This window comes from Pseudomonas sp. BP11-1-1 (assembly GCF_052112105.1).
Classification (GTDB): domain Bacteria; phylum Pseudomonadota; class Gammaproteobacteria; order Pseudomonadales; family Pseudomonadaceae; genus Aquipseudomonas; species Aquipseudomonas alvandae.
In genome coordinates this window covers 94,452-119,821 of sequence record NZ_JAUTYU010000013.1, presented here as the reverse complement: position 1 = coordinate 119,821, position 25,370 = coordinate 94,452, and the positions used below count along the sequence as shown (strand labels likewise).

Below are 25,370 nucleotides of genomic sequence, written 5' to 3'. Positions count from 1 at the left end.
AGCCACACATGCCTTCGAATCGCCTTGCTCTTTATAGCCAACGCATGGCTGCCGTTACGCTGATCTTTGTTGCTGCCATGATGATTATCAACGCTGTGATCTGGCTATTCCCTGATATCGAATCAGAGTACGGCCTGGGTTTTTCGCTGTCCCGACGTATGTTGTCGAGTCTGTCCGAGGACGCAATGTCGATGACTGGCTGGCAAAGCCTCGGCGCGATCCTCCTGTCGAGTATCCCGTTGTTGGCGCTGGCGGCAGGGTTGGTCAATTTGCGGCAGCTCTTCAACCGCTATGCGCAGGGACAGTATTTCTCCAGCGAAGCTGCCAATCTGCTGGGCAAAGCCGGTCGTGCAGTAGCGCTATGGGTGTTTCTGGATTTCCTGTGCGAACCGCTGCTGAGCCTGTGGGTTACGATGAATGCCCCCGCCGGCCAGCACATACTGAGCATCTCCATTACCGCACCTTCTTTTGTCGCTTTGTTTATTGCCGGGTGCATTGCGATCATCGCCCGGATATTGTCCCAGGCCAGTGAAGTCGAATCAGAAAACCGAACTTTCGTTTGAGATACCCATGCCTATTGTTATTCAACTTGATGTGATGCTGGCGATGCGCAAGGTCAAGTCCAAGGACCTTGCCGCCGCCATTGGCATCACCGAGGCCAACCTTTCCTTGTTGAAGCAAGGAAAGGTCAAGGGCATACGCCTGGCGACCCTCGAAGCCATTTGCGGCTATTTGCAATGCCAGCCTGGAGACCTGCTGGTTTACCAGCCGCAAATCGAGCCTGATCAGTCGCCCAGCGCTTGACCTTCGCGCCTTGGATCGGCCCCGCCAGCCAGCGAGGCTTTTCCTTGTGCATCACGCACTCGGACAATCGCCTGGGTGCCGCTGGTCATGTCGATTTCGCCCACCGTGTGGCCTTTGTCTTTCAAGGCTTGGACCAGCGCCGGGCTGAACTGCCCTTGTTCCAGCTCGGTCGCGCCATTACGGCTGCCGAAATTGGGGAGGTTGATAGCGGCTTGCGGATCGAGGTTCCAGTCCAGCAGGCCGATCACCGACTTGGCCACGTATTCGATGATTTGCGAGCCGCCTGGGGAACCGACGGCAGCCAGCAGTTCGCCATTCTGACGGTCGAACACCAGCGTCGGCGCCATGGACGAACGCGGGCGTTTTCCGGGTTCGACGCGGTTGGCGACTTTCTGCCCGTTTTCTTCGGGTATGAACGAAAAGTCAGTCATCTGATTGTTGAGCATGAAACCCTGGACCATCACGTGCGAGCCGAACGCCGACTCCACGGTGGTGGTCATCGACACGGCGCCGCCCTGGTCATCCACCGCCACCACTTGCGAGGTGGAAATGCGCAGCGGCGAACGGTCCGGGGCGTAGGCGACCTGGATGCCCGGCGGCGTCCCGGGTTTGGCTACGCCCATGCTGCGCGGGCCGATCAGGTTGGCGCGGCTGGCCAGGTAGCCCGGATCAACCAGCCCTTTGACCGGCACCGGAACAAAGTCCGAGTCGGCGACATACAGGGCGCGGTCGGCGTAGGCCAGGCGTTCAGCTTCAGCGATCAGGTGCACCGCTTCGGGTGCGGGCTCGATGCCGGCGGGTTTGTCGGACGTGTGCGGCTTCAACGGCGCGAGGGCCCAGCGGGCGTCACGATGTTCGAGGCTTTCCAGCGTCCCGAGGATCTGTGCCACGGCGATTCCACCCGACGACGGTGGCGCCATCCCGCAGACTTGCCAGCGTTTGTAGTCGGTGCACAACGGTGCACGTTCCCGGGCGGCATAGCCCTTGAGATCCTTCAGTGAAAGGCTGCCGGGGTTGGCGTGACCCTGGACCTTGGCGACGATCTCTTCGGCGACTGGCCCTTCATACAAGGCATTCGGCCCTTCGCTGGCAATGCGTTTGAAGACACGAGCCAATGCCGGATTCTTCAGCAATGTGCCGGCCGCCTTAGGGCTGCCATCGGCGTTCAGGAAATACGCGGCCATGTCGGGCGAGCCTGGCAACGAAGCATCGGCCGCGATCATCGAGTGCAACCGTGGAGAAATCTTGAAACCCTGATCCGCCAGGGCAATTGCCGGTTCGAACAACGTCGCCCACGGGAGGCGGCCATGCTTGCGATGGGCCAGCTTCAGCGCACGCAACACGCCCGGCGTGCCCACCGAGCGCCCGCCGATCTGCGCGGCGGTAAACGGCATGGGTTTGCCGTCGGCCTGGAGGAACAGCTTTTCGCTGGCGCCGGCCGGAGCGGTTTCGCGACCGTCATAGGTGCGCACCGCCTTGCCGTCCCACAGCACAATGAACGCACCGCCGCCGATGCCGGAAGACTGCGGCTCCACCAGCGTCAAGACCGCCTGCATCGCAATTGCCGCGTCGATGGCCGAGCCGCCGCGCCGCAACATTTCCCGGCCAGCCTCGGCAGCCAGCGGGTTCGCCGCGGCGGCCATGTGTTTGTCCGCGTGGCGAGTCTGCAGATCGGTGCGGTAGCCGGAAGCGATCTCCGGTGCGCTGGGCAAGGGAGGCGTGGAGGAGAGCGGAGTCTTACAGGCGGCGAGTGTCAGGGCGACAGCCAACAGCGAAACGGCTGACAGGCGATTAAGATTCGGTCTGAGGTCTGAAAGCACGTGTCGCTCCATCCGTGGGCCAGGGATATTGAGGCCGACTGTAGCGATACGAGGCGTGGGGTGCAAATCAGTGGGGATCAGAACAAAGAAACGGGTGTCGGTGCAGCGCTGCTTATCTGAGGCAGTGCCCGCCTCATCGTGACGAGGGATTAGATCCCCCGCCACAGATTTATCTGTTGCCTTGGGTGAACAGCGTTGCGCCGCGCGTTGGGGCCGATTCAGTTATTGCTGCGAAGATCGTTCGGCAAAATAATCGCCATGTTCCCCTGCAATGAACTCTGCGTAAGTCAGTCGCTCGGAGAGCTCGATGGCGCCATCGGCGTGAAGAAATGGCATTAGCCGGCGAATAGAAAAACCTTCAGAGATCAGCAGGGTCCACATATCATTTACCGCTTCGCGATATTCGTCCGTACCGTGGTCGAAGCTGTAGCTTGACCACTCGAAAATGATCTTCAATCGAGGAGAGTTTCTTATCATGGTTTTTGCGCCCGTTATCACATAGGGCTCAGCCGCTTCGACATCACAATGAAGTAAGTCAACCGGGCCTTCGCCGATAACGTCGTCCAACGCCAATGTCTTGGCTTCAAATTTATTCATGATGCCTTTGCCGGGCAACCATTGGCCGTTATGGCCGAGAATCGACGGTACAGAGTCTTTTGACCAGAAGGGGTCTCCCATACACGGTTGTTCTATTGCGTTGAGTTCAAGATGACCTCCGCCAGCAAACTGGTAATCAAAGGTGAAATTGAAATGCTCTCCTGTTTCCCGAAAAACTGCGCGATTGAATACCGTCGTTCGATCGGGGATGCCAGCGTACATTATCGTTTTTAGCAAAATAGCGAAAACTGCGGGATTCGCTTCAAATGAGAGCACCTTGCCCTTGTTACCAACAATTAAACCGCCCAGGCTAGTGTAGTAACCAAAATTTGACCCCACGTTGACATAGGTATCGCCGAGCTTGAGCGTTTCTTGCACAAGCCGGGTTGTCCAAGGTTCATGCACGCCGTCACGAATAATCCCTACTGCCACGTCAACATTGTAGGATGGCACGACCACGTATCCTCCCCATCGTGTTCTAACCAGGCAGAGATCACGACCCAGGTAAGAAACGCTGTGACCGTTTGGAAGGGTCGAACATATTTCGTTCAGCTTTCGATCGATCTGCCGAACGGAGAGGTCTATCTTGTTGATGGCATCCCACCCCCGCAGTGCGATCCTCGCTATGTTGCTCATCCCTTTGATTAACATTTTTATCCTATTGCCGGCCAAATCGTTCCCCTCGTTTCGCGTCGGATAGTTCATAAAATACTAATGTTTCCTTGGTTCGGGCAGCGTGCCACGCTTCACTCCAAATGCTGACCCGTCTCAAGCCTGCCATTGACAAGGCGGATGGTACGATTTGTCATACGCTTCACCAACTCTTCATTATGTGAAGCAAACAAAAAGCCTTCGTTCTTCTGAATATAATTTTCAAGACGATCGTTTGCCTTGTTTTGGAAGTTTTGATCAGCAACCCCAATCCATTCGTCTAACAGAAGAATATCCGCCGGCTCTACCGTGCTCATGGCAAATTGAATACGACTGTACATGCCTGGGGAGTAGGTACCCAAGGGCATGTCGAAAAACGCTCCAATGTCTGAAAAAGCCTCAACGTCAGAAACATATTCCGACTCTGTGATGCTTCTAATCCCAAGAAGGGCATAACGCATCTTGGCGTTTTGTCTCCCTGTCAGGGCGGGCACTGTGCCTGCGCTGATTGTGAGTAAGGTACGTACAGATCCATGAACCTCCACCGAACCTGACACCACGGGTAGCATTCCTCCGATGAGTTTGAGAAGGGTGGTCTTTCCGTTACCGTTTCCGCCAACAATGCCAATACGTTCGCCCCGGCGGACTTCTAAGGATATGTTTTCCAACGCCCTTAATACGACGGCCCCGTTCTTCCGTCGGATGATTCGGGGATCTTTACCAACAACCTCTTGTTTGACTCCCCTCAAAGGAATTTCAACAGTGGCGTCACTAATTCGAACTACGATATCTGCTGCTTTCATGCTAGGACATCCACCTGTAGACAACAAGGCAGCGATTTATCGGAAAAAGGAGATATGACATGACAATTCCCAACACTATCAAGCCGAGGCTAATGAAGATCGAGGTCGTGGGGAAAACACCATCGATAATGGGGGCCCGAGCCAGTTCTATGAGGTGGAAAATGGGATTGAATTCCACAACCCATCGGTGAGACATAAGGCGATCGGGTGACCAAAGAATCGGAGTCAATAAATAGGTCGCAAATAGTATTTGTGGCAAAAGTCCCCGTAAAATCCTGACTCTGTCGAAGAGGTACGCCAAGGGAAGAGACCAGGTGAACAGCACCAGCGTCAGTAAAAACAGACCCACAATGAAAGCCAAATAGTTAGCTGCGAGTACGATTGCCGGGTTCACAAAAACAATAATGGAAAACGATCCGCAAATCTTGAGCAGCAAGGCAACGGTAAACTCGTAAGTTGAAGCAAGATTGCTGATGAAGCCCGAAACACTGGGGAACGATATGTAGCGCATGGCTTTGTCGTTTGAGTAGGATATATCCGAGACGAAAATGGAAATGCCTTGCCAGATGGAAAATGATACGGCGAAGAATGGTATGAACTCTACCAAGGGCTCGTTAAAAACAAGCGCCATCACTGAGCCCAACAGGAGAACATGGATTAATACCGATATGAAAGGGGCGATGAGCCCCATTCCGGAATTGCGTTTATTTTCCGCAATATCCGCCAAATATAGCTGCCACGCCAGTTTTCGCTGCGACACGAGTACACGCACATCTGCGAAAAAATCACGTTCAATCCATCGCCATTGGTTGCGCTTTAGCATCGCGTTCAGTTCTCCATTATCAGCTGCTTGGCAGCAGCCAAGTAACTTGCTGAGCGGTGCTCGACGCTGTATTTTTCAAGATAGCTTTTCCGAGCGTTGATACGATTAGGCGTTTCACCGTCGGCGAGCAGCAATTTTTCCGCCAGCTCCATATAGTTTCCGATTTCAAAAAAAGACACCGCGTCGGGTTGGTACCGATTCAGCTCGCCGAAGCACTTTGTGCGGGAGCAATATAAGGGGCGGCTCATGTCAAGTGCCAGAGCGGCTGGTCCTGACGATGTCTGGCCAACCTCCGCGTAGGGCAGCACTACCGCGTTGCACGCTAACATGACCCGGTTGAATTCTTCGTTATCCAGTGCACCGCAAAAATGAACTCGCTTGCTCAATCCCTGTTTCTCGATCACTTTCAGTAATTTCTGAATATAGGGCGCTTTCACGCTTCCCTTGTCGATTCCCTCGGGATGCAAACCGCCTACCACGAGTAGGTGGTGCTCATCGGATAGCGCGCTCAATGCCCTGATTGCGATTTCGATGCCTTTATAGGGTGACAAAAATCCGAAACAACCTATCAACGTGGCGCTGCTGTTGATGTTCATCTGTTCTGAAACTTTCAACTTGGCGTCATGGTGATCCATTTGCTCCCGAACGCCCCTGCTGATGAACGCCAGTGGCTGGTGCGTAATAGTACTTTTGCGGACTCCGAGCAATGCGAAGTTCTTTGCTTCGCGTGGGGTTTGAACGATGTGGTGAAATTTTTCAGGAGCCTTGCGGATTTTCGAAAGTAACCTGTTAAATACGTAATTACCTCGCCATGCCCGTAAATAGTCGATTGCGCCGCGCCGGCTGAAGTGAAGCCGCGGGCTGTCCAGAGGCGGGACTGTATGGTAGGTGATGATCACTTTTTTGCTTTTGCTTATTATGGCGTTTAGGTTGCGCCATATTTGGCTGGGTGTGAAACCTAAAAGTCCAGGTTCGAATTGGATGTTAGTAATATCCGCGCGCTCGACCTTTTGCAAAATGGCATTGAATTCAGCTCGTGCCGCCCGTTTTGCATAGGATGATTGGGACCTGAGAAGATCGACAGGCAAAGGCGCAATTTTTATATCGAAGTCATCCTGTTGCCGCAACGGGATCTCCAAGAACTCAACGTACTGTGCAACACCACACGCCCGATGATAACTGGAAACGATTAGGAGCTCGGGCCGCTTCACCGCGAGGTCGTTTTTTAAATATTCCATAAAATTCCAAACAACTATAGTGCTGTCACGTTGGATAAATCGATAGACAACGCGCTTGCGTAGTCAAATCAATGGTTTCTTTCAGCCTCATATGGGATGAGGCAACCAAAGTATTCAAGCTCTTTCGGGAAGCGAGAGAGGGAGAGACGCCGGTGTGGATAACTCTTTTGGCTTCCCTCCGGACACCATATCTTGATATACCTCTACGTAAGCGCGGCTCATGATATTTCCCGAGAAATTTTCTTCGAAGCGGCGGCGAGCAGCATTCCCAAAGCATTCTGATTCACTCGTCTCACGAGCGACTCTATTAATGGCATCGGCGAGGGCTTGAACGTCATTCGCTTTGACCACCAAGCCGGTTTTTTCATCCAGATTTACGAAACTGGTGCCTGTGCCTATTTCGCAGGTGATCATCGGCTTGCCGAACATGGCTGCCTCGATTAACGAAAGGCCAAAGGCTTCCGAACGCATGTTGGATGGGAAGACAAAAGCCGTGCATTCTTCAAGCAGCGCGACCTTTTCTCGATCAGACAGTGCGCCGACAAAGTGTATGTTCTTCAGCCCAAGTGTCGCGGCCTGCCTCTTCAGGTCCCTTTCCATCGGACCGTTTCCAACGATGACCACGTCAGAGTCGAACTTTGTCGCAGCTTCCAAGAGGATATGAAGTCCCTTGTAATAGCGCAGCACGCCAACAAACAGAAAAAACGACCCGGGAAATCGAGAACGCCACTTTGCTTTCTCTTCCAACGTCGCTGGTGGATAGTCGGCTTCATCCAATCCTAGGGGTATCGTTGTTGTCTTTAATTTGTAGCGTTGCAGGACCTTGCTCGTTTCGAGATAGCGGGGCGACGTGGCGACAATACGGTCAACGCTTGACAAAAAACGATGCATCAGCGGCGTATAAAGTCGCAGCAAAAATTTCTGTTTTACGATGTCTGAATGATAAGTGACTACTGTCGGTTTTCCTGTAGAGGAGACCAAGTGAACGTAATCCATCATCGGCCAAGGAAAGTGATAATGAATGATGTCGGCCGTTGCGGCCAACTCACGGAAATGCGCGATTACTTCCCGCGAGAAGCCAGTGGAGGCGAATTCAAAATCGAGCTTTGCCTTATGGGCCATATGGCCACTGAACTCAATGCTGCTGCGATCGGGATCTCTACTGAGAGACAGCACATCGGATTTTATTCCGTAGTTCGCAGCCCCGTTGGCAATAGCATGGATCGAGCGTTCGACACCGCCAAAAGTTTCCGGCCAATACGTCTTATAAAAATGCAGGATCCGCATAACACTCCAGAGCTGGCCTTGGACGGCGAGCGACTCTTTCGAACGGTATATCCTCAGTGCCAGGTTTCCCTTGCACAGGCTCAGGGGTGCACCACGAGTGCGGTCGGTGGGTCGTGGGGAGCCGACAGGGGTTGTACGGCTTGCGATAGCCCATTGGCCGCCTTGTTGAGGAGCTCGTTGGAGGGAGGCGCATGTCTCAGCGGTCGCAGTTGAGTCCTTGCCACATAGTCGAGATATTGCGTAAGAGCACTGACGAGGTGATAGAAAATCGAGGCGGGTACATCTTCGGCCCTTGGCCTGCCCTTTTTATCGATCACATCAATCCACAGGCCTTTCGGGGCTTGTTCGATATGCCAGCGGAATAGACGCCCCACCCGTGCCTCGACTTCCGGCTTGAGGTCTGGTCCGCCATTGCCATCGAGTGCAATAGCCGCTTTTACAGCCTCGCTTTGGGGCCAGCTGCGCGAATGGGTATCAAGCGGTAGGCCATGGCGGGAAACAGCGCCATAGGCAAGTCCTGTGGTGCGGTTCAGCCCATTCGCGATGGCTGAGGCGTAGAGTTTGCGCGCGTGGCGGATCACATCTTTCTGGCCGGACGCCGCAGCGAAGTTGGACAAAAGATAGGCCCATTCAAAATGGTGTCCCGGCTCCGTCCATTCGCCTTTTTCTCCCGGTGCGCGCTCCCAGTCCTCGGTAAAATATTCGCCGAGAGTCCATGTCTCAGTGTCGAAGAAGTGCTGCCGGAACAGGTCGACAACCCGCGCGGCCTGCTGAAGATAATTTCGGTCCCCCGTCACGTCGTACCATGCGAGAAACGATTCAAGTAAATGCATATGCGGGTTGGATCGGCGCAGGCCAGTATCCCCTGGCACTTCCAGGAAGCCGCGAAGCTTGGAGTCGGCAAGATTTCTCTCAAGGAAGGCAAAGGTTTGCGTGGCAAGGCCAAGTGCTTGCGGATGGCCGGCCCGATGCGCATGCGCCAGTGCCAACAGCACGAAAGATTGATCATAGGCATCTTCTGTCCCGTCGAGCACCGTACCATCAGGGTTGAAGGTCTTGATCCAGCCGCCACGCTCCGTCCGGCCATTGGCGGTGATGAATTGTATGCCGTGATCGATCAGCTCAAAGGCCGGGCCATCCCAACCCATTTCATGCGCCACTGCAAAGGCGTAGATCTGCCGTGCTGTGGTGCGCATCCGCTTGGGCCTGGTGATGGGAGTGGCATCGAAGGTCAGTGCTTCGTGAAAACCGCCGTAGTGACGATCTACACCGGTGGTCGACCAGAGCGGCAGTGTCTCCTCGAACAACCAGTGGCGGACCCGTCTCTCATAGGCGCCAATCTGTGGCAGGCGGTCCTGCGCCGGCGTGAATTTAGCTTCAAGGCGGCCGGTTCTTTCCAGCTGTTCGACGATCTTGCGAACATTCTGACTTTCGGCGACAGGCGCAACGAATGTTGCATCAGAGGTCGACACGACTGCGAGATCGCGAAGGCCGATGGCGGAAAGCAGGCGACCATTGCTGCGTAGATAGCTGTTCTCACAATCGATGGCGATGACATCACCAACAATTACGTTACCACTGCCGTCGGTTGAGCTGACTTCGAGAAGTGATTGCCACGACCCTAGATCGTTCCAGCGAAAGCGTGCCGGAACCAGTGCAATGTCCTTCGATTTTTCCATAATGGCGTAGTCGACGGAAATGGACTCCACATCCTCGTAGAGGTTGCGCGGCAGGTAGGTACCCAAGACATTGCTTGCCGCGTTGTCGAGCGCTGCCACGGCTCCGTCCCAGATATTCGGCGCATGCGCCCGGAACGCATCCCGCATCGTGCTGGCGCGGAACAGAAAGATGCCGGAGTTCCAAAGGAAGTTCTTTGATTCAAGGTATTGGATCGCAGTCGCCTCATCGGGCTTTTCCACGAACCGTATAACGTCATGGATGTTCCGGTTCTGCGGACCGACTTCTATATAGCCATAACCGGTTTCAGGCCTGTCCGGCTGAACACCGAATACGACGATACGACCGGCCATGGCTGCATCCGTACCTGTTTGCACCGTGTTCCAGAAATCGCGGTCCGTGGTGATTTCGTGATCGGACGGCACGACGAGAACCAGATCATCACCGTGCTCGCGCAGCGTGACCTCTGCCGCCAGCACAATGGCGGCGGCCGTATTGCGTCCCACGGGCTCGAAAATCGCCCGCCCGCCCAACAGGTCGACACCGCTAAGGTCTCGGCTGATGCGATTCGCGTGACGTTCCGAGGCGAGTAGGTAGACCGGGACAGGGGCGTCTCCTTCTCGTGCGCTCATGCGTTTGACGGTCCGCAGAAGCATGGAACCCTGGCCGGACAGGTTGTGAAACTGCTTCGGGAAGTCTTCACGCGACAAAGGCCATAGGCGTGAGCCAACCCCTCCACTCATGACGAAGCTAATGATCGTTGCTTTTTTAGTCATTTCACTTTTTACAGCAATCAAATTAGTGGAGTTGGAATCGGATAATGTTGATGCCCTTCTTCCGTCCGTTTTTATCGTCTGCTGCCCCGAGGTATCGAGATCACCTGATCTTCGAGGCCTGGGCCTAACGCTTACGGAAAATCACACATCGACAAGTTGTATCCACTACTTGCTCGCGTCTCGGCGCTATTGTTCCGGTCGTGGTTTTTCAGGCGTAAGTCAGGAACGCCGTATTATTAACGCCAAAATTTGCCCGGGCCTTTGCAATAGCGGATAGCGCTTTTGCTGCAGCGGATAAAAGCAAAAATTTTTTCACAATTACCGGGAAACAAGCTCTTGGGTTAAGAAAGGATTAACATCGCGTGCAGGGACGCTGGTTTGTTAGATGGATTTGTTTTCACGAGCAAACATCTACAAATCGGCGTTTTTTCAATGTTCTGGGGGAGTTCCATAAAGAGCGATTTTTGCAAGAAGCACGGGAGTCTTGTGGTACCTGATATTCCCCAGGTTCCAAATAGGCTTAACCATCCGGGCCAAAGGCTTGCAGCATCTTTACTTTCCCGCTTGATGACAGACTAAGAGAATGTAGCGAATGGACGACGAGCGGTACAAAAAGCAGACGGCAATGGTTAGGCGCGCGGTTATGTCACCCGATCCGTTACCACACATTCTCCTTATCGACGACGCCCCGGTGGATATCCGCGCGACGCTTACCCTACTGAAGGCACAGCCCTGGCGTCTTTCTGTGGTCAGCGATGCCGGCCAAGGCTATCAGCGGGCGTTGGCATTGCGTCCGGATTTGATCGTTCTGGATGTATGCATGCCACAGATGGACGGCTTCAGCCTGTGTCGGCTACTGCGTGAGGCACCGCCGACTCGGCAGATACCCATCCTCTTTTTGTCTGCATTAAACCGTCCTGTCGAGCGTCTGGAAGGGCTGACTTTGGGCGGGGTCGACTACATATCGAAATCCTGCGAACCCGAGGAGGTGCTCGCGCGCATCCGCATCCATCTGCAACTGACTTGGCGTGAACGGCCGGTCGGCCAAGGCAACATGGCAGAGCCAGTATTGGAAGATGATGAGATCGTTCTACGCGCGACGATGCGTTTGGTTGCGGATCATCTGGACGACATGCCTGCCCTGGCTGAGATAGCACAAAAAGTCGGCACCCATGAGAAACGGCTCTCTCGCATATTCCGCGAACATCTGGGGCTGACCGTATTCTCTTATATTCGTGATGCGAGATTGCGTCGCGGTCAGGAGTTGCTGGCCGAGAGTTCCATGAGCGTCCAGGATATCGCTGAACTGGTTGGTTTCCGCAATGCCTGCAATTTCACCACTGCGTTCGGACAGCGACTAGGCATGGCGCCCAGTCAGTTCCGTCAGCGAGCCCAAGGCATTGCAGAGGCAGAGTCGGCCGAGGGGAGATAATTGCCCCTCATTCCTTGCTTCTGGTGATCGGTCGTTATTCACCGGACCCCGGTATGCGGCTCCGGCGGACGTCTGCCAAGCTGACGACCTGAATTTGATATCTGCTGCGCGAATTTCCGAAGTCCCACAAGCAAGGCTAGGCCTGGGCGACGTTATGCACTTCCATGGCGCGTTTCCAGGCAGTGACCCTGGACTGGCCGACACAATCTCTTCCAAATGACCTGTTGCCCGGGAGCGCTCCAGAAACAGTGAAGCTGTGCTTCGGCGTGGTCGGCACGGGAATCGGCATTAATCCGGAACCCGGCGATGGACTATGGGAGGGCATCGCATTGACACCCACTATTTTTCTCAAGGCATAAAAAAACGGCTTATCTTTCGATAAGCCGTTTTTAGTACTTGGTGGCTACACAGGGACTTGAACCCCGGACCCCAGCATTATGAATGCTATGCTCTAACCAACTGAGCTATGTAGCCAAGTGGCGCGCATTATTCCCTTGCGGTGGAGATGTGTCAAGCGCAAATCAAAAATATTTCTCTGCACTTTCAACCGCTTATCCATCCCTGCGACAAACGCCCATCAACCGAGTTGAAATCTCCCTGTGTTTGCACTCAAGGCCTGGCTGCCTTGGCTCAAGGTATCCGCCGCCAGGTTCACGGCGCGGGCGCCTTCGAGCAGGCGCATGGCGGCCTGGTCGACCTGCTGGATATTGCCGCTGACTTCGTCAGCCGTGCTGGCTTGCTCATCAACCGCAGTGGCGATCTGCGCCAGGGTATCGGTCACGCTTTGCACGGCGCTGGCAATTTCGCCGAGGCGTTCACCAAGGCCGGTGACCGCTTGGGCGTCGGTCTGGGCCTGGCCGCAGGCTGCTTCCATCAGGCTGACGGCTTCGTTGACCGTCGCGCGCAGGCTGTCGACGGTGCCGGCGATCTGCTGCGTGGAGGACTGGGTGCGTTGCGACAGGCTGCGCACTTCGTCGGCCACGACGGCGAAGCCGCGGCCCTGTTCTCCGGCGCGAGCGGCTTCGATGGCGGCGTTGAGCGCCAGCAGGTTGGTCTGCTCGGCCACGCCACGAATGGTGTCGACCACCAGTTGGATCTGCTGGCCCTGTTCGCTGACCCGGCCCAGCGCGGCGGCGGTCTCGTTGAGCCGCTGGTTGAGCTGCTGGATGCTCGCCGTGGTGCGTTGGCTGTCGCGGCTGCTGTCGGCCGCGATGCGGCGGGTCTGCTGGGCGCTGTCTGACGCCTGTTCACAACTTTTCGCGACGCCTTGGGAGGTCGCGGCCAGTTGTGTCGCGGCGGCGGCAATCTGGCTGATCTGCATCTGCTGCGCCTCGACTTCACCCAGGGCGCCGCTGGAATGCGTGTTGAGGGTGCGCACGGCGTCGCTCAGTTGCAGTGTTTCGTGATCCACGCCCAACAGGCTGTTGCGCAACTGGACCACGGCGACATTGAGGGCGGTGCTGATCGCTGCCAGTTCGTCCCGGCCCTGCACCGGCACTTGCAGGCTCAGGTTGCCATCGCGCAAGGCTTCGGCCAGCAGGGTGATGCCACTGGCGCTGCGGCGGATAGAGGCTTGCAGGCAAACGAAGAGATACAGCGCGGCCAGCAGCAGGCAGCCGAGCACAATGGCCACCAGAGTGAACTGACGGATGGCCGAGCCATGGTATTGGTCCAGGCGGGTATCCAGCGCGACCAATGATTGTTGGCGCAAGGTCGCCAGATCGACGAGGAGGGCGTCCATCTGTTTCTCGAAGCCTTCCGGCTTGAGGTTGATGGAGCCGCCGAACACGCCGTCATCCAAGACTTTCAAACCGCTGTCGAGATTCTTCAGGCTGCCTTGGAATTGACCAGCCCAGCTTTGCAATTCGCTCGGCAGGCGGGTTTCCAGAAGTGCACCGGTCTTGACCAGTTGGTCCCGTGCGTCGCCAATGCGGCTGCGCAGGTCACGAAGTTGCAAGCGGCTCTGCAGCGTGAATTGGCCTGACACCACCGAGGCTTGGCCAACGCTGGCCAGGCGCCCGACACGTTCGATCAGGTCGGGTGTCTGCTGGGTCGAGATTTGTGTCAGCAGGTAGGTTTCCAGCCAGGACGCGAGCGTCAGGCGATTGTCCATGACGATCTGTTCGCGCAGGGCTTGCAACGCGCCCAGGGCGGCGGTGAAACGGTCATAGCCGTCCGGCCACCAGCCCACGCTGCCCAGGCTTTTGGAATCCAGGCCGTTGAGGCTGGTTTGCAAAGCCTGGTAGCGGGCGAGGGTATCGGCTTCGGCGCCTTCGGTTTGCAAAGTGGCGCCCAGGTCGGTGGCGGCCTGGTTGAGCGCCGGCTGCACGGCGTCGAACGCCGCCATGGCGGCCAGCGTCGCAGGAGTGGGTTGTCGATTGGTTTCGGTGGCGCGCCAACGGGCCGCGCGATTGCGCTGGGCGGTCAGCAGATTGTCCAGGTTATCCAGCGCCAGCAATTGACGCACCCCGGCGCGCTCCCCGGAAATCAGGCTGAGCTTGTCGCGGTAATCCTGGCCGATGAGCCACAAGCTGCCCATGAGCGGCAAGATGAATAACAGGAACAACAGTTGGAATTTACGGGCGAAACCAAAATGCCCCAGCAACCGGATTCCCGGTGATAGAAAAGCCTGCATGCCCATACTCCCCTGAACACCCTGCACCGAATTTGTGCGTTTTTACACAGGTGCTGAAACGGGTGTTCTCTTAAAAGGCCTCGAAAGTTGTCCAGGCCGGCTCTGTAGGCCTGCTCTGTAGCGAAACTTCCCATTCTCGATCCCCTTTGTAAGGGGATCACGTCTTAGAGCATTAGCAAGGCAAGATTCAGACCATGGCGTTGCGCTATCACCTTGTTTTTTATAGGTCGATAGCAAGCTAAGGGGATAGCCTTGCCACGGTGAAAAATGGCACATTGATGCGCCTGCCTCGTGCACCCACCCGCCGTATGGAAACTCCCATGGCTATCAGCAATACCCAGGCCGACATGACGTCGGCAGCCGCGACGCCCCAAAGCAGCCCACTGGTCATGCGCATCATTGGTGCGGTGGCGCTGGCGCATCTGATTAACGACCTGATCCAGGCGGTCTTGCCGTCGATCTATCCGATGCTCAAGGACAGCTACGGCCTGACATTTACCCAGGTTGGCCTGATCACGTTGACCTTTCAGCTCACCGCTTCGCTGCTGCAACCCTGGGTGGGTTATCACACCGATCGGCATCCCAAGCCCTGGCTCCTGCCGGCGGGAACGGTATGCACATTGGTCGGCATCGTGATGATGTCGATGGTCGGCAGTTTTGCCTTGATCCTGCTGGCCGCCGCGTTGATCGGCATCGGCTCGTCGACCTTCCACCCCGAAGCGTCGCGGGTGGCCCGGCTGGCTTCCGGGGGGCGCTATGGCTTGGCCCAGTCGACTTTCCAGGTGGGCGGTAACGCCGGCTCTGCCTTCGGCCCGCTGTTGGCGGCGGCGATCATCATCCCTTACGGGCAAGGCAACGTGGCCTGGTTCGGCCTGTTCGCGCTGTTTGCCTTGTTCGTGCTGTACCGCATCAGCCGCTGGTACGCCAATCACCTGAACCTGTTCAAGCTCAAGCAAGGCCAGGCAGCGACCCACGGGTTATCCAAGGGGCGCGTCCTCGGTGCGCTCGTGGTGCTGGGGCTGCTGGTGTTTTCCAAGTACTTCTACATGGCCAGTTTCACCAGCTACTTCACGTTCTACCTGATCGAGAAGTTCGACCTGTCGGTGGCCTCTTCGCAGTTGCACCTGTTTCTGTTCCTAGGCGCGGTGGCGGCGGGAACGTTCTTTGGCGGCCCGATCGGCGACAGGATCGGGCGTAAGGCGGTGATCTGGTTCTCGATCCTCGGCGTGGCGCCATTCACCCTGATCCTGCCTCACGTCGACCTGCTGTGGACCAGCATTCTCAGCATAGTAATCGGCTTCATCCTGGCCTCGGCGTTCTCCGCGATCGTGGTGTATGCCCAGGAACTGGTGCCGGGCAACGTCGGGATGATCGCAGGCGTATTCTTCGGCCTGATGTTCGGCTTCGGCGGGATTGGCGCCGCGCTGCTGGGGCATCTGGCAGATATTCGTGGCATTGAATACGTGTACTGGCTGTGCTCGTTCCTGCCGTTGTTTGGGGTGTTGGCGATCTTTTTGCCCAGGACAAAAAAGGCCTGAGCAGCCTTCAGCCAGACGGCTCGGTGTTCTTGGGAAACACCGAGCTCTTGGCGGCTCGAGTCATGAATAACCGGTACTAAAGTCTCGATCTACATGAGCCTTAAGTTGGCTCTTGTACAAATACCGCTCGTGCTAATTTGCCTGCGTGGCAAATGGTTGGAATGGACTCTGCGGCAAATATCCAGGGGTCGCTTACGGTGACTGGATAGCGGATTCACATTCTTTCCGCGAAGGCCTTCGTTTCCGGAGGTCTTCGGCTCCTGACGTTGAATGTCCTTTATCGTCCCTCGGACGCATAGAGTGAATCTGCGCGCCATCTCCCCACGTTTCAACCAATAACCAGCTGTATCGCCATGCCCGGCCATCCACTTCGGTGCATGACGTAAGCAGCGTCAGTCGTATTCGCCGAGTCGTGCACGCGGTGGCTGCCGGCGTTCTTCATGGCGGCGCGAAAAATAGAATCGGGTGGGGAATGATATGAAGTTCACGTCGTTGCAGGCACGCATTTGTGTCACGGCGGGCGCATGCCTGTTTGTTTCGTCTGTCAGCCTGGTTGTCTACGGGCTCTTTACTGCCCGGTCGAATGAGCAATATGTCGCGAGCGAGGTCAGTGCGCTGGTTGAAAAATCAACCATCCGGGAAATCCAGAACCTGGCCGAATCCCGTGCCAACGCCATCCAGGCCAAGCTGCAGAATGCATTGGATGCAGCACGCACAATGGCCAATACTTTTGCCGCCAGCAAGGCTTCGCAAAGCCCCCTGGCATTGGGCCGTGAACAGATCAACAGCGTGCTGCTCAATGTGCTCAAGGACAACCCTGACTTCAACGGCACCTATTCCTGCTGGGAGCCGAATGCGCTGGACGGGCAGGACCCCGGGTTCCGCAACGCACAAGACGGCAACAACCCCGTGACCGGACGTTTTACGCCTTACTGGACGCGCAGCGCCGATGGTCATGTCGCGGTGCAACCGTTGGTCGAGTATGACTCGGCCGACCGCCATGCCAATGGTGTGCTCAAGGGCGGGTGGTACAGCGGCCCGCGCGACACCCTGAAGGAAAGCGTGTTGGACCCCATTCCTTACGTGGTGCAGGGGAAAAATGTCTGGCTGACCACCTTGTCGGTGCCCATCGTCTCCGAAGGGAAATTCTACGGGGTGGTTGGCGCTGACTTCGACATCGCCTTCATCCAGAAACTCAGCGAGCAGATGTCTGCCGACCTCTATGGCGGCAAAGGCACGGTGTCGATCCTGAGCAACCAGGGCCTGGTGGTCGCGGACAGCCAGCGTACCGACCTGATCGGCCAGCCTATCAAGGCCCTCTTGCCCGATTCCTGGGAAAAGGTGCTAGGCGATATCCAGGGCGGTCGAGGGGATGGCCTGCTGAATGCGCAAACCCAGAATATCGAAGTGCTGATGCCGATTGTGCTCGGCCGTACCGGCAAACCCTGGGCGGTGTTGATTCGCCTGCCCAAGGCCGTGGTCATGAGCCAGGCCATCGCCTTGGAGCAGGAGCTACAGGCGCGCAGCCTCGACAACAGTATCTGGCAGGTGTCGGTAGGGTTGGTCATTTCATTGTTGGCCCTGGCCGCCCTGTGGTATGCCGCCGCCAAGATCGTCGGGCCGATTCGCGAGGCGGCTGCCTTGGCCGCGACCATCAGCCTCGGGGATTTTTCGCGGCGACTGGTGCAGCAGTCCGAAGATGAAGTCGGGCAGTTGTCGGCTGCCCTGAACGATATGTCCGAGAGCCTGCAACGGCAGGTGAGGGTGGCGGAGCGCATTTCCGAAGGTGACCTGGATCTGCAGGTCCGGCTGTCTTCGCCCCAGGACACCTTGGGCAAGTCGCTGGAGAAAATGGTCAGCAACCTGAACCAGTTGATTTCCGAAGTTCAGGCCAGCGCCACCCAGATCACCGGCAGCTCGACGCAGGTGACCGACCTGAGCCAGTCACTGTCCGAGGGCGCCTCCAATTCCGCCTCGTCCATCACCGAGATCAGTGCGGTGATGACGCAAATGGCCGCCCAGACCCGGGACAACGCCGCCAATGCCAAGAAAGCCGATGAGCAATCCCAGGCTTCACGCGCCGATGCGGGGGAGAGCGATAAGCTGATGAGTGAGCTGATCGCCGCCATGGCCGAAATCGATAACTCGGGCAAGGACATCACGGCCATCATCACCACCATCGATAACATTGCCGCGCAAACCAACCTCCTCGCGCTCAATGCGGCGATCGAGGCTGCGCGGGCAGGTGAACTCGGCCGTGGTTTCGCGGTGGTGGCGGACGAAGTGCGCAGCCTGGCCGCCCGCAGCGCCGAGGCGGCCCAGCAGACAGCTGCGCTGATCGCCGATTCCTCGAGCAAGACCCAGCGCGGCATGATCATCGCCGGCCGTACCGCCGAATCGCTGAAGAATATCGTCAGCGGGACCAGCGAAGTCTCCAGCCTGGTTTCGCTGATCTACCAGGCCTCCAGCGAGCAGGCTTCAGGCTTGCAACAGGCGAGCATCGGGCTCGAACAGATTGACGAGGTGACCCAGAAGAACCAGTCGAACTCCCACGAATGTGCCATCGCCGCCAAGGATCTCTCCGAGCGAGCCTCGTTGATGCAGCGTGTGCTTGGGCGGTTCAAGGTGAAAGTTTCAAGGTAAAAAAAGGTCAGCAGGGAGGCTTTTTGCTATCCTGCGGGCCCTTCTTCACGGACGAATACCGAGACCTGCCATGGCTAACGACACCCCGTCACGCCTCGGGACCATACTGCTGGGCCTGCTTTTTTCCCTGATTGGCGTTGGCTTATTGGGCATTGCCGTCAACCTCACCCTCGAGCGACGCGATTTTCTCGCACAGGCACAGACCGCCGATGGCATCGTTAGTCGGCTGAACGCCGGTGGTTCTCACCCCGAAATCGCGTTCACCACTGGAAAAGGGGAAAAAATCTCCTATCCCCAGGGTGGCTTCATCTTCGGCTATGAGCCGGGGCAGCCGGTGCGAGTTTATTATTTGCCCGAGCAGCCGACCGACAACCCCCTCGTCATGGATCGAGGAGCACTGTGGGGGACGCCAGTGCTGTTGGGTGCCATGGGGCTGTTCTTCACCCTGGTCGGGTTGCTGAAAACCATCCGACCAGCGCGGTCGCGGTACGGCTCATTCACTTAAAGGACTTTGAACGCATGAGCTACAACATCCCTATTCCGGTCAATGAAAGTCGTTGGCAATACCAGACCGCCAGCGGTGGCGGTCTGACCGTGGTCATGGTGGCGGGCAGTGGCGGCTCGATCATCCTGCGTTCGCCCCAGGGCGAGGACGTCAGTTACCGCTATGGCGGTGTCGGCGTGGGTGTCGGGTTTGGCGCGCGGCTGCCACGTTTCGGCAAGATCAATATCCAGATCAAAGGCAAGGGCGTAAGTGGGGCGGGTGCGGCAGAGGCGTTCCCCAGCACCGGCAAGGTGTTTGTCAGCGATGCCCTGGTGGATCGCGACCTGACCAGCGACGACATCACCGGCCCTTGCATGTACACCGAAGTGGGCGTGGGCCTGGTGGTCGGTGGTTCGGCCACAGCGCTGCTGTTCGGACTCGATCCCAAGCTGTTGGCGCTGTCGGTGGCCTTGAGCTCCAATCCGGCGACCTCGCTCATCGCGTCGACCACGGTCAACCGCCAACTGGCACGCTCGGCCAAGGGCGCGGTGGTCATGGCCGGCGTGAACGCCGGTTTGCAGGCCGGTGGCGGCGCGGCTATCTACATGGGCTATCTGTTCTAGTTGCGGCTGGGCGCAGGTAACGTTTGGAGAGGACTCAGTGCGTCTGATTAGAGCACTGAGTCTTGGTGCTCGAGCCTATCCCTCCGCCGCCCCGCGTCCCTCCAGGAATATCCGCCCCGGCAACTTGAACCCCCGCAACTTCAGCAGCGTCATCGGCCCGGCATCGAGTTCGGTGCGCAGGTGCCAGGTCAGGCCCAGGCCATCGGGGACCTTGAGCACCATGCGGTAGCGGCTGTCGCCATCGTCCAGCGGCGTAAATTTGGCCTGTTCCAGCAAGCGGATCAGCCCCCAGGTGCCGGCGTAGTCGGCGAACAACCGCTCGCCGGTGTGGACGCTGGTCCAGGTCAGGCTGACCCCGGGATAGTCGCTGCGCCCCGGCCAGCCGAAGCGCTGCCAGCGTTCCTTCTGGTTGAAGTACTCGTGTTTTTCACCGTTGAGGATGAAGGTGGTCTGCACCACATCGCGCACGCCTTTGCCGCTCAGCTCGAAACTCAGGCCCAGGCCGCCGTCGGTGAAGAGCACGTCGGCCAGGTCGCCGAGTTGGTTGATTGCCGTCAGGAACTGCGGATTGACCCGCAAGCCGCGACCATGACGCGGATCGGCCACCCAGCGGTTGCCTTCCTTGCGCAGCACGCCGCTCAACTGGCTGTGCAGGAAGCGCTCGATGCGCCCCGTGTCGGCGCGGATCATCTGCCCCAGCATCGGCAACGAAGCATCGCTGGCCGTCGCGGCGAACGGATAACGCCCGGCGAACGCCGCGTTCCAGTGCTCGACGATCGAGCGCTGCCACTGGCTGTTGAGGCCCGCCGCCGACGGTTGCAGCACCCGCTGCCAAGCCTGATCCAGCGGCTGGACGAACAGCGTCTCGCCAACGCCGGCCCATTGCGCGCCAAGGCTGGCGGCCATCAATCGGCCGTAGGACTGAGTGTCGGTCAGGTCGATGCCGCGACCCTGGAAGACCGTCTGCGCCAGCGCCTGGGTCATTTCCATGGGGTCGGTGGCGGCGCTGATCTGTTGCAGCTTCAGGCGCACGCGGGTTACTTGGGTGAGGTAGGCCTGCAGGCTCAGATGGTCGCTGGCGTTTCGGTCTTCGGCGCCCTTGCCCAGCAGCGTCAACAACGGTCCGAAAGTGGCGTCCAGCGGTCCACCGGGCAGATCCACGAGTTGATCGATCACCGGTGCCTGGTCCGGCCCGATCAGCTTGTGCGCGGACTTCATCAGCGAGTCGCCCAAGGCCTGACCGCGAGTGCCGGCCTGCCCCTGGTAAGCCAGCGTATTGATCAACGCGATCAGCGGCGACTGACGCACATCGCTCATCAGCGTCAGTTGCTCGATCACCCCGTCCAGGTTTTTCGGTTGGCGGGCGCGCAGGCTGTTGAGAAACCCGAGCCAGGCGCTGGCGTAATCCTGGAAATAGCGTTCGGTCAGGCGCGTCTTCAGCTCGTCCGGCGTCAACCGGGGATCGACCTCGCCGGGTCTGTCGCTGAGCACCCAATCGATTTCCTCACGCCGCGCCTGGGCGATGTCGTCGATGGCCTGGCGCACCTGACCCTCCCAGGCCTGGCGCGTGAACACCCCCGGCACGCTGGCCTTGCTGGAAAACAGCCCGGCGGCCTCGGTGTCGCCGACCATCTGCGCCAGGCCCAGGGCCGAATAATGCTGGCCGGCGTCATCCAGCACCTGTTGGTACAGGCTGGCCTCGGCATTGCGCTGGCCCAGTTGATCGAGCAAGGCCTGGCGCACCTGCGCCACCAACCGAGGATCGGCCTCGATGCGCCAGTCCGGGTGCGCGGGCAATTGCTCGGCGTAGAACTGCCAGAAGCCGGGCGCCAGCGTTCGCCAGAGCGCGGGGGCAACCTCTTCCCGGGTGGGTTCGGCATGGGCGAGCGTCTTGACCAGAAGCTCCGCCTCGGCTTTTTCCGGGCGCGCCATCATCAGGTACGCCTTGAGCTGATCGTAGGCAACCGCCGAGCGCTCGACGCGCTCGGCACTGCCCGGCGCCAGCTTGACCAACGCCTCCAGTTGCTCGCGCAAGCGCGCCGCCGCCGGGTCGCGCACCAGGCGATGATTGGCCTCGACGTAACGCGGCCAGAGCATTTCAAGCAGGACGGGATTGCGGTTCAAGCCAAAGCGCAGATGCCATGGCGCACCGGCCACGGCACGGTGATCCAGGCGCGCCAGCACGTGGACCAGCTCGTTGAAGGCGAGCAATTGCTCATCGGCCCGCGACGACGCGTCCAGCCCCGCCAACACCGCTTGCACCTGAACGATCTGCGCCCGATTGCCGACAAAGGACAGCGCCATTCCCACGCCCCACACCACGGCCAACCCCAGGCACAACGCATAAACGACCCGCGGCGCACCCCAGCCCAGCCGCGCGCCAACAGCCTTGTCGTGCTGCACGCCCTGCCACACCGGATCCGGCCACCAGAAATGCTCGCCGTCAGCGCTCCGGACCTCGCGCAGCGGCTGGCTGAACCACAGCCCACGCAGCCTCACCCCCGGATTGAACCCACTCAACGACGGCGCGAGCGCCTGGCGCCAACGGGCAATGCCATCGGCCTGCAAATCCCGCGACAGGCGCAGCAGAAAATCGTGGTGCAGTTGCTTCTTGAGCTTCATCTGCACGATGCCCTGGTGACGCAAAGGCTTGATCAACTCCTGTAGGCATTCTTCCAGCATCGCTGGGGTGACCTTCGCCGGCAGCAGACACCCCACCGGCTGACGCTCGCGCCCCTCCTGCGACCACGTCGCCTCGCACACCTGCCACAGGTGCAACGGCACCTGCCGCCGCATCCGACGGGCCAGCCCCTGCAAATGGCGCATGCCCTTGGCCAGCGCCACTGCATCGGCGATCTGCTCTGGGGTCAGCGCCCAGACCACGCCATCCAAGGCGCGCCAACGGCGTAAGCCAAGCCAATGATCCAGCAACGGATTTTCCAGGTTCTCTTGGAGGCTGCCGCCCCACAACAGCACAGTGCGCTGGCCTTCGAGCCATTTCTTCTTCGCCAGCTGCGGGGCGATGGCGGTGATTTCGGTGGGTTCGCCGACGATGAGCAGCAGGCGGACTTTGTGGCGCCAGAGGGGGCCGTATTGGTGGTGGAGGGTTTCGCGCAGCTCAATCAACGACTTTTCATTCATCGAATTGGGCTCGACCTTATTGAGCGTCGGTGGCGGGCTGGTGTCCGTCTGATATTTTCGATAAGCCGAACGACCCAAGACGTTGCCTAGAAAATTGAATCCACCCAGGAACAACACCAATACCAGCGCCATCGTGGATATTCCCAGCAATCCGAGCGCCTGAAGGTCGCTATCAGGCTGAACGCCCAGCGACTGAGGGTATCGCCACATCACAGCGCCCAAGGTTGCACAAATCAGCAACAACCCGCTGGCCACCGTCCACACACGTATAAAACTTCGCAGCTGCATTCGAATTTCCTATTCCGGGAGGGAAGGCGCAGGCGTCAATGCCATGCCCCAAAGCCTGGCGTCAGCGCGGCCATTGCCGCTGAAAATGAACTGCGGTCCCGCGCCAACCTGAATGGCTTGCGTCGCCGCGACAATCGCCAGCCATGGCGAAGCTTTGCCTGGGTTCCCCAGCATTGCGTCCAAGTCATGGAGACCATGCTCATGCTGCATCGGTATCGATAGCTGGGTGGATACGCTGTCCACGGCTGTATGACGTTGCGCATCAATACCCGCCCGCCAGACCTGCCGGATCGCCTTGAACTCTACCGGTACCCAGGCACTTGCCTGTGTCGCGGCAGCATGCAGCGCGTCGGGACAAGGTTGGCGCTCCTGCTCCGGGCGGTGGAGCAAAGCCACGGGTGCCACGTTGGTTTGCGCCAGCTGATTGCTGAGCAACAAACCGGCGATCACTTCCGCCGTGCCCTCGGGTTGTCTCGGTGCAAACTGCAATCCGATGACCAGCAGCACAGCTTCCTCATAAAAGCGCTGATCGAGCCATTGATCCAACGCATCCAAGCCATTGCCTTCGAGTAGAACCGGTGCCTGGCGGATAGCGGACGCTTGCCATGCCTGCTCCCACGTCCGGTCCCACCCGGAACGCGACAAGCCGCTATCGACGTCCAACAGCAACCCCAGCCGCGTATAGTCAGGCAACTGGGCCAAGGTAGGGGCCAATTCCTCCAATACCTGTTGCAGCGTTCGCAGCAACAACGGTTCGAGATCTTCAGCCCTATCGCCCGGTAAACGACTGTGGCATGACGATGACGAAACGAGCCTCGAAGGCTGCATCGTTTGCGCCTTTATGCCACTCTGCAAAGCCTCCAACTGCACTGCAGGTTCGTCGCCGGGCGCGCGCAGGGCGGTATGCAAGTCGACTTTCAACACCTGTAGCAATCGCCTTCCTTGACGGTTTTTTTGGACAAGGTCCGCCTGTCGCGCCTGATCCCAACCATCGGCCACCGCTTGTTCGCCGAGATACAGCAACGTCCGCCCGAAACCCAGGGCACACCACCCCAGCAACGGCACGCCCAAAGCCAGGCCCCAGGAAACTTCAGGATTCTGGTGCAACGCTTCGGGGCCGAGCGACAAAACGCCCACAGCTCCCAACAACAGACAAAACACCAATAACCCAAGCCAAAGCCTGGCCCGTGGCCGTACCGGCCTAGGCGCCAAGACCGGGATGTCATCCATTCGCACCGGCATGATTAACGGGCCCCCACGCCAGGCATGGATGAAATCAGTGCACAGCCACAGGCGCACAGATGCCCAGCAAAGGCGACGGGCACGCCATTGTCCTTGAACGTCGGATGACCTTCGGCAACGACCGTGCGCCCATGCCCCGGCACCGGGCAATCCACCGGATCGCCCTGCCGAGCGACACCGATACCGCCGAATTTCATGACGGTTGAACCTGATTGGACGGTGCCGTTTCCTGAGTTTTTGTCGCCGATTCGGATGATGTTTTTCATGTTTTGCTCCTTGTTAAAACCGATTCCTTATTGGTGCCTGTCGACTTTTTATATGAGGTGGTTGTGCATATAAACTCTCCGTGGTAGTGGCGTCGGTCTGAGTGCAACTATGGATTGGGTGATGAATTTTTGGCTGCTAGCAAGTTTAATGTCAGTGGCTGGTATAGACGGCACTTTAAACATCTTTGAACTTTCCCTGCTTGCTCGTTGTGGTCTGTCTTGTGATTCGCTATTAAAATTTTATGGGGGCGCATTTCAGAGTATGGCTGCCTTTGTTGTTAAGATTAATTTGGCATTTCAATTTCTTCATCTCAGTAGGCGGAAGAGTTACAAGTTTAAGTTTAAGATAAAAAATCCCATCTCGAATGTTTAGATCGCTGGGCTCGGCAAATGCGTATCCCTGGTGGAAATCCTTACCCTCATACGCGCATACCGTTTTGGTGCTTACGATTTTCCAGTCTTTTCGAGGCGCCAAAGTATCAATGTATATGCAAGGATCTTCATATAGGCGGACATATCTGTATACCACTTCATTGCTTCGATGTGAGATTATTGTCGCGGCGCGCATGTAGTTTATGTCAGCTATACACGTTGAAGACATG

18 protein-coding genes and 1 tRNA gene are annotated in these 25,370 nt (G+C 57.8%); 7 read left to right on the top strand and 12 right to left on the bottom strand.

Annotation, left to right across the window (positions count from 1 at the left end; all coding sequences use genetic code 11):
• Positions 1-8: 8 nt before the first annotated feature.
• Positions 9-563, top strand: a complete 555-nt coding sequence (locus tag Q7C33_RS21890) for a DUF2975 domain-containing protein (RefSeq protein ID WP_217860336.1) — start codon at positions 9-11, stop codon at positions 561-563.
• A 7-nt stretch (positions 564-570) separates the two neighbouring features.
• Positions 571-804: a helix-turn-helix domain-containing protein gene (locus tag Q7C33_RS21885; protein WP_217860335.1), complete on the top strand. Its 234-nt coding sequence runs from the start codon at positions 571-573 to the stop codon at positions 802-804.
• On the opposite strand, the gene ggt is transcribed toward Q7C33_RS21885, so the two are convergent.
• The 7 genes from ggt to Q7C33_RS21850 form a co-directional block, all read right to left on the bottom strand.
• Positions 786-2,636: a gamma-glutamyltransferase gene (gene ggt / locus Q7C33_RS21880; RefSeq protein ID WP_407684154.1), complete on the bottom strand. Its 1,851-nt coding sequence runs from the start codon at positions 2,634-2,636 to the stop codon at positions 786-788. The two genes, Q7C33_RS21885 and ggt, sit on opposite strands and share 19 nt — an antisense overlap.
• A 210-nt stretch (positions 2,637-2,846) precedes the next feature.
• The gene (locus Q7C33_RS21875; protein ID WP_407684153.1) at positions 2,847-3,926 is read right to left on the bottom strand and encodes an FkbM family methyltransferase; all 1,080 of its coding nucleotides are present in this window, start codon (positions 3,924-3,926) and stop codon (positions 2,847-2,849) included.
• 41 nt (positions 3,927-3,967) lie between these two features.
• A complete protein-coding gene (locus tag Q7C33_RS21870; RefSeq protein WP_258648277.1) occupies positions 3,968-4,675 on the bottom strand; it encodes an ABC transporter ATP-binding protein in 708 nt (235 codons plus the stop codon).
• Position 4,676: 1 nt separating this feature from the next.
• Entirely contained in the window at positions 4,677-5,498 is an 822-nt protein-coding gene (locus Q7C33_RS21865) for an ABC transporter permease (protein WP_407684152.1), read from the bottom strand.
• A 5-nt stretch (positions 5,499-5,503) separates the two neighbouring features.
• Entirely contained in the window at positions 5,504-6,736 is a 1,233-nt protein-coding gene (locus Q7C33_RS21860; protein WP_407684151.1) for a glycosyltransferase, read from the bottom strand.
• A gap of 114 nt (positions 6,737-6,850) precedes the next feature.
• Positions 6,851-8,023, bottom strand: a complete 1,173-nt coding sequence (locus Q7C33_RS21855; RefSeq protein WP_407684150.1) for a glycosyltransferase family 4 protein — start codon at positions 8,021-8,023, stop codon at positions 6,851-6,853.
• 80 nt (positions 8,024-8,103) lie between these two features.
• Positions 8,104-10,476, bottom strand: a complete 2,373-nt coding sequence (locus Q7C33_RS21850; protein ID WP_407684149.1) for an AGE family epimerase/isomerase — start codon at positions 10,474-10,476, stop codon at positions 8,104-8,106.
• A gap of 643 nt (positions 10,477-11,119) precedes the next feature.
• Here Q7C33_RS21850 and Q7C33_RS21845 point away from each other — a divergent pair.
• On the top strand, positions 11,120-11,908 hold the full coding sequence (locus tag Q7C33_RS21845) for a response regulator transcription factor (RefSeq protein ID WP_407684159.1): 789 nt from the start codon (positions 11,120-11,122) through the stop codon (positions 11,906-11,908).
• Between the two features lie 397 nt (positions 11,909-12,305).
• Here Q7C33_RS21845 and Q7C33_RS21840 read toward each other — a convergent pair.
• Positions 12,306-12,382: transfer RNA gene (locus Q7C33_RS21840), tRNA-Met, on the bottom strand.
• A gap of 103 nt (positions 12,383-12,485) precedes the next feature.
• Complete coding sequence (locus Q7C33_RS21835; RefSeq protein ID WP_334598325.1) at positions 12,486-14,543, bottom strand: methyl-accepting chemotaxis protein; 2,058 nt, start codon at positions 14,541-14,543, stop codon at positions 12,486-12,488.
• 320 nt (positions 14,544-14,863) lie between these two features.
• On the opposite strand from Q7C33_RS21835, the gene Q7C33_RS21830 reads away from it, so the two are divergent.
• The 4 genes from Q7C33_RS21830 (at position 14,864) to Q7C33_RS21815 (ending at position 19,831) form a co-directional block, all read left to right on the top strand.
• Positions 14,864-16,081 carry an MFS transporter gene (locus Q7C33_RS21830; RefSeq protein ID WP_198796236.1) on the top strand — a complete coding sequence of 406 codons (1,218 nt, stop codon included), beginning with the start codon at positions 14,864-14,866 and terminating at the stop codon, positions 16,079-16,081.
• Positions 16,082-16,558: 477 nt separating this feature from the next.
• Positions 16,559-18,724 carry a methyl-accepting chemotaxis protein gene (locus Q7C33_RS21825; RefSeq protein ID WP_198796237.1) on the top strand — a complete coding sequence of 722 codons (2,166 nt, stop codon included), beginning with the start codon at positions 16,559-16,561 and terminating at the stop codon, positions 18,722-18,724.
• Positions 18,725-18,794: 70 nt separating this feature from the next.
• Entirely contained in the window at positions 18,795-19,229 is a 435-nt protein-coding gene (locus tag Q7C33_RS21820) for a DUF3592 domain-containing protein (RefSeq protein ID WP_323155793.1), read from the top strand.
• A 14-nt stretch (positions 19,230-19,243) separates the two neighbouring features.
• Positions 19,244-19,831 (top strand): hypothetical protein, encoded by a 588-nt coding sequence (locus Q7C33_RS21815; RefSeq protein ID WP_181289747.1) that lies wholly within the window; start codon positions 19,244-19,246, stop codon positions 19,829-19,831.
• Positions 19,832-19,906: 75 nt separating this feature from the next.
• Here the strand turns inward: Q7C33_RS21815 and Q7C33_RS21810 are convergent, their stop codons facing one another.
• From Q7C33_RS21810 to Q7C33_RS21800, 3 genes are all read right to left on the bottom strand, one after another.
• Positions 19,907-23,260 (bottom strand): ImcF-related family protein, encoded by a 3,354-nt coding sequence (locus Q7C33_RS21810; protein WP_407684148.1) that lies wholly within the window; start codon positions 23,258-23,260, stop codon positions 19,907-19,909.
• A 9-nt stretch (positions 23,261-23,269) separates the two neighbouring features.
• Entirely contained in the window at positions 23,270-24,397 is a 1,128-nt protein-coding gene (locus Q7C33_RS21805) for a hypothetical protein (RefSeq protein WP_323156013.1), read from the bottom strand.
• 107 nt (positions 24,398-24,504) lie between these two features.
• A complete protein-coding gene (locus Q7C33_RS21800) occupies positions 24,505-24,768 on the bottom strand; it encodes a PAAR domain-containing protein (RefSeq protein ID WP_258648268.1) in 264 nt (87 codons plus the stop codon).
• Positions 24,769-25,370: the final 602 nt, after the last annotated feature.